The 15989-nt window shown below is 70.6% G+C and carries 13 protein-coding genes; 3 read left to right on the top strand and 10 right to left on the bottom strand.

The window, feature by feature from the left end; genetic code table 11:
* Positions 1-3: 3 nt before the first annotated feature.
* The 7 genes from I6I07_RS06705 to I6I07_RS06675 form a co-directional block, all read right to left on the bottom strand.
* On the bottom strand, positions 4-765 hold the full coding sequence (locus tag I6I07_RS06705) for an SDR family NAD(P)-dependent oxidoreductase (protein WP_198486080.1): 762 nt from the start codon (positions 763-765) through the stop codon (positions 4-6).
* A gap of 33 nt (positions 766-798) precedes the next feature.
* Positions 799-2940, bottom strand: a complete 2142-nt coding sequence (locus tag I6I07_RS06700) for an acetate--CoA ligase family protein (RefSeq protein ID WP_198486079.1) — start codon at positions 2938-2940, stop codon at positions 799-801.
* 38 nt (positions 2941-2978) lie between these two features.
* Positions 2979-3950, bottom strand: coding sequence for a tripartite tricarboxylate transporter substrate binding protein (locus I6I07_RS06695; RefSeq protein ID WP_061072795.1), 972 nt, complete (start codon positions 3948-3950; stop codon positions 2979-2981).
* A 63-nt stretch (positions 3951-4013) separates the two neighbouring features.
* Positions 4014-4355 (bottom strand): Zn-ribbon domain-containing OB-fold protein, encoded by a 342-nt coding sequence (locus tag I6I07_RS06690; protein ID WP_198486078.1) that lies wholly within the window; start codon positions 4353-4355, stop codon positions 4014-4016.
* Positions 4352-5500, bottom strand: coding sequence for a thiolase family protein (locus I6I07_RS06685; RefSeq protein ID WP_198486077.1), 1149 nt, complete (start codon positions 5498-5500; stop codon positions 4352-4354). Before I6I07_RS06685 ends, I6I07_RS06690 begins: the two co-directional genes overlap by 4 nt.
* Positions 5493-6263 (bottom strand): IclR family transcriptional regulator, encoded by a 771-nt coding sequence (locus I6I07_RS06680; RefSeq protein ID WP_198486076.1) that lies wholly within the window; start codon positions 6261-6263, stop codon positions 5493-5495. Before I6I07_RS06680 ends, I6I07_RS06685 begins: the two co-directional genes overlap by 8 nt.
* Before the next feature lie 127 nt (positions 6264-6390).
* Positions 6391-7623: an MFS transporter gene (locus tag I6I07_RS06675; protein WP_198486075.1), complete on the bottom strand. Its 1233-nt coding sequence runs from the start codon at positions 7621-7623 to the stop codon at positions 6391-6393.
* Between the two features lie 218 nt (positions 7624-7841).
* On the opposite strand from I6I07_RS06675, the gene I6I07_RS06670 reads away from it, so the two are divergent.
* The 3 genes from I6I07_RS06670 to I6I07_RS06660 all read left to right on the top strand — a co-directional run bounded on the left by I6I07_RS06670 (position 7842) and on the right by I6I07_RS06660 (position 12730).
* Positions 7842-9611 carry a hydantoinase B/oxoprolinase family protein gene (locus I6I07_RS06670; RefSeq protein WP_198486074.1) on the top strand — a complete coding sequence of 590 codons (1770 nt, stop codon included), beginning with the start codon at positions 7842-7844 and terminating at the stop codon, positions 9609-9611.
* 10 nt (positions 9612-9621) lie between these two features.
* Complete coding sequence (locus I6I07_RS06665) at positions 9622-11706, top strand: hydantoinase/oxoprolinase family protein (RefSeq protein ID WP_198486073.1); 2085 nt, start codon at positions 9622-9624, stop codon at positions 11704-11706.
* A gap of 76 nt (positions 11707-11782) precedes the next feature.
* Positions 11783-12730 (top strand): helix-turn-helix domain-containing protein, encoded by a 948-nt coding sequence (locus tag I6I07_RS06660; RefSeq protein ID WP_232625926.1) that lies wholly within the window; start codon positions 11783-11785, stop codon positions 12728-12730.
* A 51-nt stretch (positions 12731-12781) separates the two neighbouring features.
* On the opposite strand, the gene I6I07_RS06655 is transcribed toward I6I07_RS06660, so the two are convergent.
* The 3 genes from I6I07_RS06655 to I6I07_RS06645 form a co-directional block, all read right to left on the bottom strand.
* On the bottom strand, positions 12782-13192 hold the full coding sequence (locus I6I07_RS06655) for a VOC family protein (protein WP_198486072.1): 411 nt from the start codon (positions 13190-13192) through the stop codon (positions 12782-12784).
* A gap of 69 nt (positions 13193-13261) precedes the next feature.
* Positions 13262-13426, bottom strand: a complete 165-nt coding sequence (locus I6I07_RS31635) for a helix-turn-helix domain-containing protein (RefSeq protein ID WP_232625925.1) — start codon at positions 13424-13426, stop codon at positions 13262-13264.
* A gap of 509 nt (positions 13427-13935) precedes the next feature.
* A complete protein-coding gene (locus tag I6I07_RS06645; protein WP_198486071.1) occupies positions 13936-15951 on the bottom strand; it encodes an acetyl/propionyl/methylcrotonyl-CoA carboxylase subunit alpha in 2016 nt (671 codons plus the stop codon).
* Positions 15952-15989: the final 38 nt, after the last annotated feature.

Below are 15989 nucleotides of genomic sequence, written 5' to 3'. Positions count from 1 at the left end.
GGTTCAGAGCGAGCTGGCCAGGTGGCCGCCGTCCACGTCGATGACGGCGCCCGTCATGTAGGCGGAGGCATCGGAGGCCAGCAGCAGCAAGGGGCCGTCCAGGTCCTGCGGGCGGCCCAGGCGGCGCTGCGGGATGCGCTTGACCAGGGCTTCGCCGGCGGGCGTGGCGAAGAAGTCGCGGTTCAGGTCGGTGCCGATGTAGCCGGGCGCCAGCGCGTTCACGCGGATGCCGTGGCGCGCCCATTCCAGCGCCAGCGCGCGGGTCAGGTGCAGCAGGCCGGCCTTGGCCGCGGTGTAGGCGGCCACGTGCGAGGCCACGCGCTGGCCCAGGATCGAGGCGATGTTGACGATGGCGCCGGGCCGGCCGTGGCCTTGGAAGTGGCGCGCGGCGCATTGGGCCACGCGCCATGCGCCGTTCAGGTTGACGTCGATCAGGCCGGTCCACTCGTCCTCGCTGATCTCCAGCGCCGGGCGCGTCATGGCGATGCCGGCGTTGTTGACGACGATGTCCACCGGACCCAGCGCCTGCTCCACCTGCGTGAACGCGGCCTGCACGCTATCCGGTTGAGTGACGTCCATGCCCGCGACGCAGGCCTGGCCGCCACCGGCGCGGATCTCCTGCGCCAGCGCCGCGCCCAATTCGGTCCTGCGGCCGCACAACGCCACGCGCGCGCCGGCCTCGGCCAGCCGCAGCGCGAAATGGCGGCCCAGGCCGCTGTAGGCGCCGGTGACCAGCGCGGTCTTGGATTTCAGGTCTTCAAACATCGGTGCGTCTCCTTTGTTTGCATGCCGGCGGCATCACGCCGCCTCGCGGGCCACGGACTGGCTGGCGGGATGAAGTTCCACCAGCGCGTCCACCGCCACCGCGCCCTGCCCCACGGCGCCGACCATCACCGGGTTGATGTCGATCGACGCCAGCCGCGGACCGGCCGCCAGCGTGTAATCGCCCAGCGCCACGGCCTGCCGCGCCAGCGCCTCGACGTCGGCCGGCGGATCGCCCCGCACGCCCTGCAGCAGCGCGCCGATGCGCAGGCCGCGCAGCTTCTCGACTACCTGCGCGGCGTCGAACGGCGGCATCAGCACCGCCACGTCGCGCAGCGCCTCGACGTACTTGCCGCCGCTGCCGATCATCACGACCGGCCCCAGCACCGGGTCCACCCGCGCGCCCAGCGCGCATTCGTGCAGGCCGCGCCGCATCCGCGCCACCAGCCAGGCGCCGTCTCGCACATCCAGCTTACCCAAGGTCTGGGCCTGATGGGCAAACGCCGTGCGCACCGCGGCCTCGTCGTTCAGCCCCAGCGCCACCAGTCCGTGCTCGGACTTGTGCGGCAGTTGCGCCGAGCAGGCCTTCAACGCCACCGGCGCGCCGATGCGGCGCCAGGCGGCAACGGCCTCGTCGGCCGTGCGGCAGACGGCGTGTTCGATCACCGCCAGCCCGTTGTCGGCCAGCAGCGCAAGGCTGGCCGCCTCGGACAGGAAGCCGCCCGTCGCGTCCGGCGCCGGATCGGCCGCCAGCGCGGCTTGCGGCGCCGGGATCACGCCGTCGCGTTCACGCAAGCGGCGCAGGCGCAACAGCGCCGACAGCGCATCCATCGCCTGGATCTCGTCGGCGTACACCGGCAGGCCGTGCGCGCGGAAGGTGGCGGCCACGTTGTCCTGCCAGGCCACCACCACCACCGGCTTGGATGCGGCCCGCGCGAAGCCGGCCGCATCCGTCGCGAACGAATCGACGTCGTAGCCGCGCCCCGCCACCGGAATGTCCAGCAGGAACATGTCGGCCGCCGGGTCGGCGCCGATCACGGGCAGCACCTGGCCGAACAGGCCATTGTTCGACAGCAGCGCGGCGGTGATGTCCACCGGGTTCACGGTGGTGGCATAGCCGGGCAGGCGCTCGGCCAGCGCCTGCTGGGTGGCATCGGCCAGCGGCGCGATCTCCAGGCCGCGCTCGGCGGCCGCGTCCGAGGCCAGCACGCAGCTGGCGCCGGAGTTGCTGACCACCACCACGCGCGGGCCTTGCGGCAAGGGGCTGCGCAGGGCCAGTTCGGCGTAGCGCACCAGTTCCTGCGGATCGCGCGCCCGCAGGATGCCGTGGTGTTCGAAGAACGCATCGACCGCGCGGTCCTCGTTGGCCAGCGCGCCGGTATGCGAGGCCGCGGCGCGCGCGCCGGCCTCGGAGCGGCCCGACTTGACCACGATCAGCGGCACGCCGCGCGCCCGCGCCAGCGCCGCCGTCTCGGCCAGGGGGCCGGCTTCGCGCAGCGATTCCAGGTACAGCAGCACGCAGCCGACTTCCGGATCGCGCAGCGTCGCGCAGGCCAGCTCGGCGACCGACACATCGGCCTCGTTGCCGGTGGCATGCACGTGACGCACGCCGATGCCGCGCTGGCGCAGCAGGCCATAGACCATCGCGCACATGCCGCCGCTCTGGCTGATGACCGCCACCGGCCCGTCGCCCGGCGCCACTTCCAGGAACATGGTGGAGAAGCTGGCGATGGCGCCGTTGCCGAAGTTGGCCAACCCCTGCGAGTTGGGGCCGACGATGCGCATGCCGGCGGCGCGGGCGCGCGCCGTCATCGCGTCCTGCAGGGCGCGGCCGGCCTCGCCGGTTTCCGAGAAGCCGGCCGAGATGACGATGGCCGCCGCCACGCCCAGCGCGGCGCAGTCATCCACCGCCCGCACCGCCTGCTCGCCCGCCACCGCCACGATCGCCAGGTCCGGCGCCGCCGGCAGCGCGGCCAGGCTGGGCCAGGCGCGCTCGCCCTGCACTTCGGCGCGTTGCGGGTTGATCGGGTACAGCGTGCCCGCATAGCCGTGGCGCCGCATGTAGTGGATCGGCCGGCCGCCGATCTTGTCCGGATTGTCGGAGGCGCCGACGATCGCGATCGAGGCCGGATCGAGCAGGCGCGCGAGGCTGGCGTCGCCGGTGGGTACAGAAGCCATGAAACTCCCCTGGGTAGGATGAAGGCGGGCGCGCGGGGTCAGTTGACCGTCGCGCCGGAAGTCTTGACCACGCCGGCCCATTTCTCGACCTCGACATCGAGGAAGCGCGCCGTGTCGGCGGGCGTCTTCCATGCCGGGGCGAAGCCCTGGGCGGCGAATTTCTGCTGGATGTCGGCGCGGCCCAGCACCTTCTGCAAGGCGCTGTTCAGGCGCTCCACCACCGACGCGGGCGTGCCGGCCGGCGCCAGCAGGCCGTTCCAGGCGGTGGCCTCGTAGCCGGGCAAGCCGGCTTCGGCCACGGTGGGCACGTTGGGCGCGGCCGGCGAACGCGCCGCGCCGGTCACGGCCAGGGCCTTGAGCTTGCCGCCGTTCACGTAGGGCATCGACGACAGCATGGTGTCGAACATGATGTCGGCCTGGCCGCCCATGACGTCGGTCAGCGCCGGCGCGCTGCCGCGATACGGCACGTGCACCATGCGCACGCCGGCCATGGCGCCGAACAGCTCCGCCGCCAGGTGGGTGGACTGGCCGTTGCCCGACGAGGCGAAGGTCAGTTTGCCCGGCGTGGACTTGGCCAGCGCGATCAGCTCGCGCACGTTGTTGGCGGGCAGGTCCGGCCGCGTCACGATCACCAGCGGGCCGCTGGTCAGCAGCGTCACCGGCGCGAAGCTCTTGCGGGTGTCGTAGTTCAGGTTCTTGAACAGCGACATGTTGATGGCGTGCGCCGTGGTCGCCAGCAGAAGCATGTAGCCGTCGGGCGCGGCCTTGGCCACCATGTCGGCGCCGATGTTGCCGCCGGCGCCGGAACGGTTGTCGACGATGATGGTCTGCTTCAGTTCGTCGCCCAGGCCCTGCGCGACCACGCGGGCCACGATGTCGGTGGGGCCGCCCGGCGGGTACGGCACCACCAGGGTGATGGGCTTGGTTGGCCAGTCCTGAGCGGCCGAGGCGGCGGCTGCCACCAGGGAAAGCGCGGCCAGGGCCGTGCGGCATGCTGCGATTGCGCGCATGATTGTCTCCTCCGTCGTGCGGATATGTTGTTTTGCTGGGGGGATGGTGTTGCCGGCGGCGCTTCAAGGCGGCCGGCGCGCCTCGAAACCGAGCAATAGGCGGCCGCCGATCGTGATCGCGCGGCCCTGGACCTGCTGGCTGATGGCGATGCCGGCATCGGCATGGCCCATCAGCACCGCGCCCTCGTCCAGGCGCGCCAGCACCAGCACGTAGGGCACGTGCGCGCGCCAGAAGGCGTCGGGCGCGCGGTGGATCTCGGTGCGCGCCAGCACTTCGCCAACGCCGCCGCTGCGTTGCCATGCAAGGCGGGTGCCGCCGCAATGGGCGCAGGCGTAGGGGCGCAGGGCCCACCAGGCGCCGCAGTCTTCGCAGCGTTGCAGGTCGAGCGGATCATGCGGGTTCATCGGCCAGCCTCCGCTTGTAATACCAGGCTGACGTGGGCGGACAGCACGCCGCCGTCCGCATGCACCAGCGCGCAGGTCGGCGCGCCGACTTGCCGCGTGCCCGCCCGCCCCGCCAGTTGCGTCCAGGCCTCGGCCACGTGCGCCATGCCACCCGCCACGCCGGAATGCCCGAACGACAGCAGGCCCCCGTGCGTGTTGAGCGGCAGCGGCCCGGCCGCATCGAAGTCGCCGCGCCGTGCGCGTGCGGCGGCGCCGCCGCGCGGCGCGAAACCCAGTTCTTCCAGCAGCATGGCCAGCGTGATGGTGAAGGAATCGTAGATGCCCAGGTAGTCGACCCGGTCCTGGCCGATGCCGGCGTCGGCATAGGCCAGCTTGAGCGCGGGCGCCGCGCCGGTGTCGAGGATGTCGCGCAGCGCCGACAGGTGCTGGTGGCGGTGCGCCTGCCCGGCGCCGCTGATGCGCACTGGCCCTTCGTCCGCGCCCACCACCAGGGCCACCGCGCCGTCGGAGATCGGGCAGCAGTCCAGCAGGTGCAGCGGCGTGGCGATGGGCCGGGACGCCAGCACCTGGTCCACGCCGATGGCCTCGCTCAGGTGCGCATGGGGGTGGCTGGCGGCATGGCGCCGCATCAGCGCGGCGAACTCGGCCAGGTCCTCGCGCCGGGTGCCGGTCTGGTGCATGTAGGCGGACGCCAGCAGCGCGTAATAGGCCGGCACCGAGGCGCCGTTGGGCACTTCGGTATCGGCCTCGCCGACCTGGGCCAAGGTCTGGATGGAGGCATCGACGGCCTGGCCGGTCAGGCGGTTCTCGCCGGCCACCACCAGCACGCGGCGGCAGCGTCCGGCGCGCACCAGTTCGCGCGCCAGCATCACCATGGCCGCGCCGGTGGCGCCGCCCATCTGCATGCCGTGCGCGTAGTGCGGTTCCAGGCCCAGTTTCTCGCTGAGCAGCGTGGCCAGCATCAGGTGCGGGAAGGTGGTGGCGTAGCCGCACAGCACGCCGTCGATGTCGCCGCGCCGCAGGCCGGACTGCGCCAGCGCGGCGTTGGCGGCCTCGGCCATCAGGTCCAGGGCCGAGCGGCCCTCGTGACGGCCGAAGCGCGTGGTGGCCGCGGCTAGCAGGTAGGCGTGGTGCAGATCAGGCATGGGGCATCCAGGCGCGTTCGATGGCGCGGGCTTCGGCCGCCAGGGCCTGGGCCAGTTCCTCTTCGCGCGATTCGACGCGCTCGCTCAGGGCCGCCACGCTCAGCGCGGCGATGGCGCGGCCGCTGGGGCCGCGCACGGCCACGCCCAGGCCGCCCATCTTTTCCACCACCACGTCCAGCAGCATGGCATGGCCAAGCTTGCGGGCGCGCGCCGTCATCTGTTCCATCAGGCGCGCCGGATAGCGCGGGTAGCGTTCCTGCAGCCGTTGGTGCACCGGCGGCAGCACCGCCTGCGCCTCACTGTCGTCCATGGCCGCCAGCAGCGCCAGGCTGCCGGCGCCGATGCCGAGCGGTCGGCGGCTGCCGACCTCCAGGTAGTTGGCGCGGATCGGATAGTCGCCGAAGCACAGGTCCAGGCAGACGGATTCCCAGCCGGTCGGCATCGACAGGATGACGGTGTCGCCGAACTTGCGCGCCAGACGGATCAGCGCGGGCCGCGCCAGGGCGCGCAGGTCGAGGCCGTCGACCATCGCATGGTGCATGGCGTAGACCTGCGGCCCCAGCATGTAGTGCTTGCTGACCGGGTCTCGCTCCACGAAACCCTCGGCTTCCAGGTCCTTCAGGATGCGCAGCGCGGTGGACACGTCCAGCTGCGCCGCCTGGGCGATATCGGTCAGGCGCTGGACGCGCCGGCTCGACAGGCTGGCGAGGACGCGGCAGACCTTTTTCGTCGCAGAAACAAGGCTTGTATCCGGTGAAGACATGGCAGCGGCAGGACCCGATGGCTGAACATGGTCACAAGATAGGCAGGGTCGCGGAGTGGGTAAAGTTGCGTCGCAACAAATTATCGCCTGGCGAAAGTCGCCAGGTGGCGGGGTGAGCGGCGCGAGCTCAGGCCGGTTCGGATTCGGGATGCAGCGTGCGTAGCTTGCGCAGCTCCGGGAACCAGTGCATCCACAGCCCCGCCACCGCAATCGTGCCCAGGCCGCCCACCACCACCGCCGGCACCGCGCCCAGCAGCGCCGCCATCACGCCGGATTCGAATTCCCCCAGCTGGTTGGAGGCGCCGACGAACAGCGTGTTGACCGCGCTGACGCGGCCCAGCATGTGGTCGGGCGTGTTCAGCTGCACCAGCGACGAGCGCACCACCACGCTGATGGCGTCGGCGGCGCCCAGCACCACCAGCGCGCCCACCGACAGCGGGATCGAGGTCGACAGCCCGAACACGGTGGTGGCCAGGCCGAACAGGATCAGCGCGCCGAACAGCAGGCGGCCGACGTGCTCGCCCAGGCTCAGGCGCGCCAGCGTCAGCGACATCAGCATGGCGCCGCAGGCCGGCGCGGCGCGCAGCGCGCCCAGGGCCCAGGGGCCGGCGTGCAGGATGTCCTTGGCGAAGATCGGCAGCAGCGCGGTGGCCCCGCCCAGCAGCACCGCGAACAGGTCCAGCGACAGCGTGCCCAGCAGGATGCGGCGCTGGAAGATGAAGGTGATGCCGGCGAACAGCGTGCGCCAGGTGGTCGGTTCCCGGCGCGGCGGGGCGCGGTCGATCGACATGCTGGCGATGCAGGCGAAGCCGCACAGGTACAGCGCCGCCGCCACGCAGTAGATCCAGCCGGCCCCCAGGCCGTAGCCGATGCCGCCCAGCGCCGGGCCGGCGATCTGCGCGATCTGGCCGCCGGAGGACGACAGCGCGGTGGCGCGCGGCAGCCATTCGCGCGGCACGATGGCGGGAATCAGGGTGGTGAGCGTGGGCGCCTCGAAGGCGCGCGCCGAGCTCATGATGATGAGGGTGGCGTAGATCAGCGTCTTGCCGCCGACGCCGTGCAGCGCCGCGATCGCAAGCAGCAGCGTGGCCAGGGTCTCGACCGCCATGCAGATGGCGACGATCTTGCGGCGGTCGTAGCGGTCGGCCACGTGGCCCACCACCAGCGTCAGTGCCGCCATCGGCAGGAACTGCGCCAGCCCGATCAGGCCCAGGTCGAGCGCGCTGCCCGACAGCGCGTAGATCTGCCAGCCCACCGCTACCGAGACGATCTGGAAGGCCAGCGACGCGCCGATGCGCGCGAACAGGAAGTGCAGGAAGGCGGGGCGGTAAAGCGGACTGGGCGAGTCGGGGGCGGGCATCGGGGCGGAACGCGCGGCGCATGCGCGGGCGGGGATGGGAATCCCGCATTCTAGGGAAAACCGGCTGACGGGAAACTAAGAGCCTGCGGGAAAGCACCGGGTCGTTGTGCTTTCACAGCCAAGATTTCGTGCGCTCTGGTACAAGCCAGCCGCCGCGGCGCTGATTAACGTTGCCCTTGCAGCCATCGGGAAGATGGCGACCATACAAGGGGAACACGATGGGCAAGCCATTTGCCACCGCCGGGCAGGTCGACCCGATCACGCTGGCCGTGGTGCGCGGCGCACTCGAGACCGCGCAGCGCGAGATGACGCTGACCCTGGAGAAAACGGGCCGATCCAGCGTCTTCAACCTGGCCCACGACTACAGCAACGCGCTGTTCGACCACTATCCGGAAATGATCCTGCAGGGCCAGGACATCCCGATCCATCTGGGGTCGCTGATCCCGGCCATGAAGGCCGTGGCCGACTTCTTCGGCGATGATATCCACGAAGGCGACATCATCTATCACAACGATCCGGTCTACCAGGGCAGCCATATTCTGGACTGCTGCATGTACAAGCCGGTATTCCATGAGGGCCAGCTGGTGTTCTGGGCGGTGTGCAAGGGCCACCTGACCGACATCGGCGGCCCGGTGCCGGCCGGCTACAACCCGGACGCGCGCGATCTCTATGCCGAAGGCCTGCGGATCCCGCCGGTGAAGCTCTGGGACCGGGGCGTGCGGCGCGACGACGTGGTCAATCTGCTGCTGTGCAACATGCGCTCGCGCCGCGACCAGGAAGGCGATCTCAACGCCCAGTTCGGCGCCTGCCGGGTCGGCGAGCGCCATCTGCGCGCCCTGCTCGCCAAGTACGGCCTGGCCACGGTGCAGGCCGCCATCGCCGAACTCAAGGACATGGCGGACCGGCACATGCGCTCGCTGATCGCATCGATCCCCGACGGGCTCTATGAAGGCCGGGCGCGCCTGGAGGATGCCGGCCATGGCCATGGCGACATGACCATTTCGGCCAGCGTGCAGGTGACCGGCGATGCGGTCCACATCCGCATCGACAGTCCGCCCCAAGTGCCCTACTTCATCAATTCCTATGCCGGCAATTCGCTGTCGGGCATCTATCTGGGGCTGATGATGTTCGCGCAGGTGCCGCCGCCCTACAACGCGGGGCTGTATCGCTGCGTCACCGTGGACCTGGGCCCGCAGGGCACGCTGTGCAATGCGCGCGAGCCCGCGCCGCACGTCAACTGCACCACGACGCCCATGGAGACGTTGACCGATGCGGTGCGCCAAGCCTTCGAGACGGCGGCGCCGGACCGCGTGACGGCGTCGTGGGGCCACGCCAGCGGCGTCAACATCGCCGGCGTCAATCCCAAGACGGGGGAACAGTACGTGACCATGGTGCTGGCTTCCATCATCTCGGGCGCGGGCGCCACGCGCCAGATGGACGGCTGGCACGCCTGCGGCCCGCTGTGCTGTTTCGGCGCCCTCAGTTCGGGCGACATCGAATTGCTGGAGTACGCCTATCCCATCATCATCCATCGCTATGGCCTGCAGGAAGACAGCGGCGGCGCCGGGCAGCGCCGCGGCGGCAGCGGCACCGTGTGGGAAGTGGAACCCATCGGCCACGACATGACGGTGGTCGCGTTCGGCGAAGGACGCCAGATCCCGACCGGCGGCGCGGCGGGGGCCTACAACACGCTGCCCGAGCGCAAGCTGGGCCGGCTGGAACAGCACCACACCGACGGCCAGGTCACCGTGCACCGCAAGAACACCATCCTGACGCTGAGTCCCGGGGAACGGGCCCGCAACGTCAATCCGGGCGGCGGCGGTTATGGCGATCCGTATTGCCGCGCCCCGGAAGAGGTGGCGCGCGACATCCGCAACGGGCTGGTTTCGGCCGAGGCGGCCCGCGCCGAGTACGGCGTGGTCGTCGGGGACGACGGCAATGTCGACTTTGCCGCGACCCACACGCAACGCATCCGCGACCCCCGCTGAGGAGCACACCATGCAAGGACAATATCGCCTCGGCGTAGACGCCGGCGGCACGTTCACCGATTTCGTGCTGGCCGGACGCGACGGCGCCATCCGCCTTTTCAAGAGCGCATCGACGCCGCAGGATGGCACGAAGGCCATCGCCGCCGGCCTGGCGCAGATGTCGCAGGCGCTCGGCAAGCCGGTGGAAGAGATCGTGCGCGATTGCGATTTGTGCATCAACGGCACGACCGTGGCGCTGAACGCCCTGATCGAATTGAAGGGCGTGAAGGTCGGCCTGCTGTGCACGGCGGGCCACGAGGACAGCATCGAAATCCGCCTGGGCCACAAGGAGGAAGGCTATCGCTACGACGCCGACTATCCGCCCGCGCCGCAACTGGTGCCGCGTCACCTGCGCCGGCCGGTGCGTGAGCGCGTGCTGGCCGACGGCTCGGTGCACGCACCGTTGAACGAAGACGACGTGCGCGCGGCGATCGAGGTCTTCAAGCGCGAGGGCGTGCAGGCGGTGGCGGTTTCGTTCGTCTGGGCTCCGGCCAATGCCGCGCATGAAAAGCGCGCCCGCGACATGGTGGCGGCCGCCATGCCCGATGTGTTCGTCTGCGCCGGCCACGAGGTCTATCCGCAGGTGCGCGAATACACGCGCACCTCCACCACCATCGTCAATGCCTACCTCAGCCCCGTGATGGGGCGCTACGTGGCTCGCATCGACGATTACTTCCGCAGCCTCGGGGCGCGCGGCGCGGTGCGCTATTTCCAGTCCAACGGCGGCCTCGCGGTGGGCGATGTGATGCGGCGGCGGGCGGTCAACGCCATCAATTCGGGGCCGGCGTCGGCGCCCCAGGCCGGTCTGTACGTGGCGGCGCCGTTCGGCATCGACAACATCATCACGGTGGACATGGGCGGCACGTCGTTCGACATCACCATGGCCCGCGCGGGCCAGACCAACCTGAACCGCAATATCGACTTCCTGCGCCATCGCATCGGCGTGCCGATGATCCATGTGGAAACGCTGGGCGCGGGCGGCGGGTCCATCGCGCACCTGAACGCCTTCGGCATGCTGGAAGTGGGGCCGCAAAGCGCCGGCTCGATGCCCGGGCCGGCCTGCTATGGCCTGGGCGGCGAAGCCCCCACCGTCACCGACGCCAACATGGTGCTGGGCTATCTGCGCCCGGATGCGGTGCTGGGCGGCACCATCCGCCTGGATCGCGAACGGGCCCGCGCGGCCGTGCAGCGCCATGTGGCCGAACCGCTCGGCCTGAGCCTGGCGCGCGCGGCCCATGGCATCGGCACGCTGGTGAACCTGAACATGGCGCACGGCATTCGCGGCATCTCGATCGAGAACGGCTACGACCCGCGCGATTTCGCGCTGGTCTGCGCCGGCGGCGCCGCCGGCATGCACATCGTCGCGCTGGCCGAGGAGATCGGCAGCCGCACCGTCCTGGTGCCCAAGATCGCTTCTTGCCTGTGCGCGTTCGGCCAGGTGATCTCGGACGTCAAATACCATTTCCTGGCCAGTGCCGTGATGCGGCTGGACGAGCACGCCGACATCGCGCGGCTGGATGGATTGTTCCGCGACATGGAGCGGCGCGGCCACGAGTTGCTGGGCGCCGATGGCTTCGCGCCGTCACGGATCTCGCTGTCGCGCAAGGTGGAGATGCGCTATCAGGGCCAGATCCACGAGTGCCAGGTCGACGTGCCCGCGGGCGCCTTCACCCGCGAGACCCTGCGGACCTTGCTGGCGGATTTCCATGCGCGCCACGAGCAGCTCTACACCTATGCCGAGCCGCACAACCTGGTGGAACTGGTGAACCTGGAGGTGATGGCCGTGGGCGAGGTCGACAAGCCCGCGCTGCCAAGCCTGGCGCCCGGCAACGGCCACCCCGAGGCCGCGCTCGACAGCCGGCGCGAGATGCTGTTCGAGGCCGACGGCGCCTGGGTCGACACGCCGGTGTACGACGGGCTGCGCCTGCTGGCGGACGATCGGATAGCGGGGCCAGCGGTGATTGAAGAGCCCACGACGACGATCGTGGTGCGCCCCGGCTGGAACGCCGTCCTGCACGGCTCGGGTACATACTTATTGACCCGTGATGGCGGCTGATTCAGATTAGGGCCTGTTGATACCAGAGGGCCTGGCACGGGAGGGGGGCGCCAGGCCTTGCACGAGGAATAGCATCATGGACGCCCGCTACGATACCGCCTCCCTGGCCGCCGCCGACCGCGCTCGCTACTGGGACACCGCGGTCGGCCGCACCTATTTCAGCCTGCAATTGCAGTTTCAGGACGCAGGGCGTTTCGACGGGGCGCTGCATTCGTGGAACCTGGGCGACCTGTCGCTGTCGCGGCTGGCATCCTCGCCGCTGTGCTATCGGCGGCTGGCGACGCATCTGCGGGATGGCACCGACGAACACTATCTGATTACCGTGCCGCGCCAGAGCGACATCCGCTTCTTGCAGGCGGGGCGCGAGACGCTTTGCCATCCGGGCGCGTTCCTGCTCGAACATGGCCACAGCCCGTATGAATTCTCGTACGGGCGCGACAATGCCTTGTGGGTGCTCAAGGTGCCGGGCGCGATGATGCGCGGACACCTGCGCGAGCCCGGCCGCTATTGCGCGCTGTCGTTCGACGCGACGCAGGGGCCGGGCTGGCTGTTCGCTTCCTATGTCGACCTGATCGGCCGCCAGCTCGGCCGCGGCGAAGACACGATGCGCGACCTGCTGGCGCAGCAGCTGGTCGACCTGCTGGTCTGTTCCGTGCAGGAAGATGCGCGGGTGCTGGACCCGGGAGACTCCGCCGTGCGGGCGGCGCACCTGTGCCGCATCGAGGCCTATGCGCGCCGGCACCTGGCCGATTGCGACCTGGGGCCGGAGCGCGTGGCGCAGGCCTGCGGCATTTCCGTGCGCTATCTGCACGCGTTGTACCGCGACGTGGGCCAGACCTTCATGCAATGGCTGCACGAACAGCGGCTGGACCGGGCGGAACAGACGCTGCGCGGCCCGGCCCGGCCGGTGTCGGTGGCCGGGGTCGCGCAGCAGTGGGGGTTTTCGGATCAGTCACATTTTTCGCGGCTGTTCAAGCGCCGTTTCGGCTATACCCCCGGCCAGGCGCGCCGCATGGGCGGGTAGGTCAGGCGGCGCATCCAGGCGGAACGCGCGGCAGGCGCGGGCGGGTGACCGCTAGGCTTTGGGCCAGTAAGTGCCGAAGTACCACAGGTTGCCCTCGGGGTCGCGACAGGCGAAGTCGCGGCTGCCGTGCGGCGAATCGTAGGGTTCGGCCACGATGGTCGTGCCGCTGGCCTTCACCGTGACATACAGGGCGTCGGGGTCGTCCACCGCCAGGTACAGCGCGTCGGTGCGGCGGCCCTGCGGGTCGCCGATCTGTCGGCCGTAGTCGTCGTCGCGGTGCTGGCCCAGCATCAGGATGGAGCTGCCGAGTGCCATTTCGGCGTGCTGCACCGCGGCGCCGTCGCGGTAGACCGCAAGTTCGGTGAAGCCGAGCACGTCGGCCAGCCAGCGCATCATGGCGTCCGGGTCCTGGCAGCGCAGGGTGGGAAACAGGCGGGGCGGTTCTTGGGGTTTCGGGTTCATTGGCTGGCTCCTGGGGCAAGAGGGAGCCTTCATGATGAACCGACGCGCGCGCCGGGTCTTGAAGATTTGTTACCTGGCCTGGCGCCGCGCCCAGGCCTGCGGCGATTCACCCGCCAGGTCGATGAATTCACGCGCCAGGTGGGCCTGGTCGGCATAGCCGCCAGCGGCCGCCACCTGGGCCCATTCGCTGCCGGGTTGTTGCGCCAGCCGGCAGGCCTGGTGAAAGCGCAGCATGCGCGCCGATGCGCAACGTGCCGTGCTCGCGCAGCAGCAACCGGTAGGCATGCGCCACCGGTTCCGATGGGGCGCGGCCCAGCGCGTCGCCCAGGTCGACCAGGCGGTTCGCCAGGTCCTCGACCATGCCGCCGAAGAAGCGGTAGGCGCCGGGCAGCGTGAAGTCGACCTGCAGGCATTCGGCGGCGCCGTCGGAGGCGACGAACACCGGGCCGGCATACAGGCCCGAGGCGAAGCTGGACCAGGGCGCCGGGCCGTCGGCGCGGCCCAGCCCGATACCGAAGGGGCTGCCGAAGCTGATCACCAGCGGCACCGTCAGGGGAGCGCTTTCGAGCCACTGCATGCCGGCGCCCTGCCCGCCTTCGCGGTAACCGGTCAGGTGCGACACGATGCCGGCCAGCCGCGCCGACGGCGCGACCTGGATCAACTCGCAGGACATCTGGCTGGCCATGCATGCCTCTTGCGGAAAGACACGCCATCGCCGCGGGAACCGGCGACGGCGCGCGCGTTCAGGCGCCGATCGCCACCAGTTCGGCGCCTTCCGTCACCTGGTCGCCGACGGCGTAGAACAGTTCCTCGACCTTGCCGTCGGCCGGCGCCGAGATGGTGTGCTCCATCTTCATGGCCTCCATCACCAGCAGCGGCTGGCCCTTGGTGACGCTGTCGCCGGCCTTGACGGCGATGGAGATGATCTTGCCCGGCATCGGCGCGGTCAGGCCGCCGCCATGCTCGCCCTGGGTATCCTGGGCGTGCGCCAGCGGGTCGTACAGGTCCAGCACGCGCGCGCCGCCGTCGCCGAAGACGTGGGCCTTGTCGGCGTGCAGCGCGACCGTGCCGACGCGCTCGCGGCCGTCCAGGGTGATGCGCAGGGTGCGGGCCAGGCCTGTCGCGGCCTCGGCGCGCCAGGCGAAGGGCTGGGCGCCGTTGCCGCTGTCCAGCGTCCAGTCGGCGCCCTGGCGCGCGACGGTGACATGGCGCGTCTCGCCGTTGTCGACCCATTGCAGGGTGCGCTGGTAGCGCCCACCCAGGCGCCAGCCGTCGTGCATGTCCCACGGATCGGCCGGGGCGGCGGCATGCGGCGCCGATTGCGCCTGGCCCTGGCTGGCCAGCACGGCGGCGGTGGCCAGCGCCAGCGTGGCGGCGTCGGCCGGCGCCGGCTCGGGCAGCAGCGTGGCGCGCTGGCGTTCGATCAGGCCGGTGTCGAGGTCCGCGGCGGCGAAGGCGCTGTCGCGCATCAGGCGCGCCAGGAAGGCGACGTTGGTCTGCACCCCCACCGCCTGGGTCTGCGCCAGCGCCTGCAGCATGCGGGCGCGGGCCTGGTCGCGGTCGGCGCCGTGCACGATCAGCTTGGCGATCATGGGGTCGTAGAACGGCGTGATGGTGTCGCCGGTGCGCACCCCGCCATCGACGCGGATGTCGCCGTTGGCGAAGGCGACGTGGGCCGGCAGGCCCAGGTAGGCCAGCGTGCCGATGGACGGCAGGAAGCCCTTCTCGGGGTTCTCGGCGTAGATGCGGGCCTCGATGGCGTGGCCGTGGATGCGCAGGTCTTCCTGGCGCGCCGGCAGCGGCTGGCCGGCGGCCACGCGCAACTGCCATTCGACCAGGTCGTGGCCGGTGATCATCTCGGTGACCGGATGCTCTACCTGCAAGCGCGTGTTCATTTCCATGAAGTAGAAGCGGCCATCGGGCTCGGCGATGAATTCCACCGTGCCGGCGCCGACGTAGCCCACCGCGCGTGCGGCGGCCACGGCGGCCTCGCCCATGGCGCGGCGGCGTTCCTCGGTCATGCCGGGGGCGGGCGCTTCCTCGATCACCTTCTGGTGGCGGCGCTGCACCGAGCAGTCGCGCTCGAACAGGTAGACGCAGTTGCCGTGCGTGTCGGCGAACACCTGGATCTCGATGTGGCGCGGCTTCTGCAGATAGCGCTCGATCAGCACGCGGTCGTCGCCGAAGCTGGAGGCGGCCTCGCGTTGGCACGAGGCCAGGGCGTCCAGGAACGCGCCCGACGCGTCGACCACGCGCATGCCCTTGCCGCCGCCGCCGGCGCTGGCCTTGATCAGCACCGGGTAGCCGATGGCGTCGGCCTGTTCCTTGAGGAATTGCGGGTCCTGGTTGTCGCCGTGGTAGCCGGGCACCAGCGGCACGCCGGCCTTTTCCATCAGCGACTTGGCGGCGGACTTGCTGCCCATGGCGGCGATGGCGGACGCCGGCGGGCCGACGAAGGCGATGCCGGCCTGTTCGGCGGCTTCGGCGAAGGCTTCGTTTTCCGACAGGAAGCCATAGCCGGGGTGGATGGCTTTGGCGCCGGTATCGCGCGCGGCCTGCAGGATGGCGTCGGCGCGCAGGTAGCTGGCGCGCGGCTCGGGGCCGCCGATGTGTACCGCGATATCGCAGGCGGCGACGTGGCGGGCGTTGGCGTCGGCGTCGGAATAGACGGCGACGGTGCGGATGCCCAGGCGGCGGGCGGTGGCGGCGACGCGGCAGGCGATTTCGCCGCGGTTGGCAATCAGCAGGGTATCGAACATGGCGTTATCCAGACTGGAATCATTCTTGGGCGAAAGGC

Source organism: Achromobacter deleyi, from assembly GCF_016127315.1.
Taxonomy (GTDB): Bacteria; Pseudomonadota; Gammaproteobacteria; order Burkholderiales; family Burkholderiaceae_B; genus Achromobacter; species Achromobacter insuavis_A.
This window is presented reverse-complemented; position numbering and strand designations above follow the sequence as displayed.

Bases quoted from the DNA above. Each gene is read 5' to 3' on its own strand.
- I6I07_RS06705 (WP_198486080.1), bottom strand. From the start codon at position 765: ATGTTTGAAGACCTGAAATCCAAGACCGCGCTGGTCACCGGCGCCTAC.
- I6I07_RS06700 (WP_198486079.1), bottom strand. From the start codon at position 2,940: ATGGCTTCTGTACCCACCGGCGACGCCAGCCTCGCGCGCCTGCTCGAT.
- I6I07_RS06695 (WP_061072795.1), bottom strand. From the start codon at position 3,950: ATGCGCGCAATCGCAGCATGCCGCACGGCCCTGGCCGCGCTTTCCCTG.
- I6I07_RS06690 (WP_198486078.1), bottom strand. From the start codon at position 4,355: ATGAACCCGCATGATCCGCTCGACCTGCAACGCTGCGAAGACTGCGGC.
- I6I07_RS06685 (WP_198486077.1), bottom strand. From the start codon at position 5,500: ATGCCTGATCTGCACCACGCCTACCTGCTAGCCGCGGCCACCACGCGC.
- I6I07_RS06680 (WP_198486076.1), bottom strand. From the start codon at position 6,263: ATGTCTTCACCGGATACAAGCCTTGTTTCTGCGACGAAAAAGGTCTGC.
- I6I07_RS06675 (WP_198486075.1), bottom strand. From the start codon at position 7,623: ATGCCCGCCCCCGACTCGCCCAGTCCGCTTTACCGCCCCGCCTTCCTG.
- I6I07_RS06670 (WP_198486074.1), top strand. From the start codon at position 7,842: ATGGGCAAGCCATTTGCCACCGCCGGGCAGGTCGACCCGATCACGCTG.
- I6I07_RS06665 (WP_198486073.1), top strand. From the start codon at position 9,622: ATGCAAGGACAATATCGCCTCGGCGTAGACGCCGGCGGCACGTTCACC.
- I6I07_RS06660 (WP_232625926.1), top strand. From the start codon at position 11,783: ATGGACGCCCGCTACGATACCGCCTCCCTGGCCGCCGCCGACCGCGCT.
- I6I07_RS06655 (WP_198486072.1), bottom strand. From the start codon at position 13,192: ATGAACCCGAAACCCCAAGAACCGCCCCGCCTGTTTCCCACCCTGCGC.
- I6I07_RS31635 (WP_232625925.1), bottom strand. From the start codon at position 13,426: ATGCTGCGCTTTCACCAGGCCTGCCGGCTGGCGCAACAACCCGGCAGC.
- I6I07_RS06645 (WP_198486071.1), bottom strand. From the start codon at position 15,951: ATGTTCGATACCCTGCTGATTGCCAACCGCGGCGAAATCGCCTGCCGC.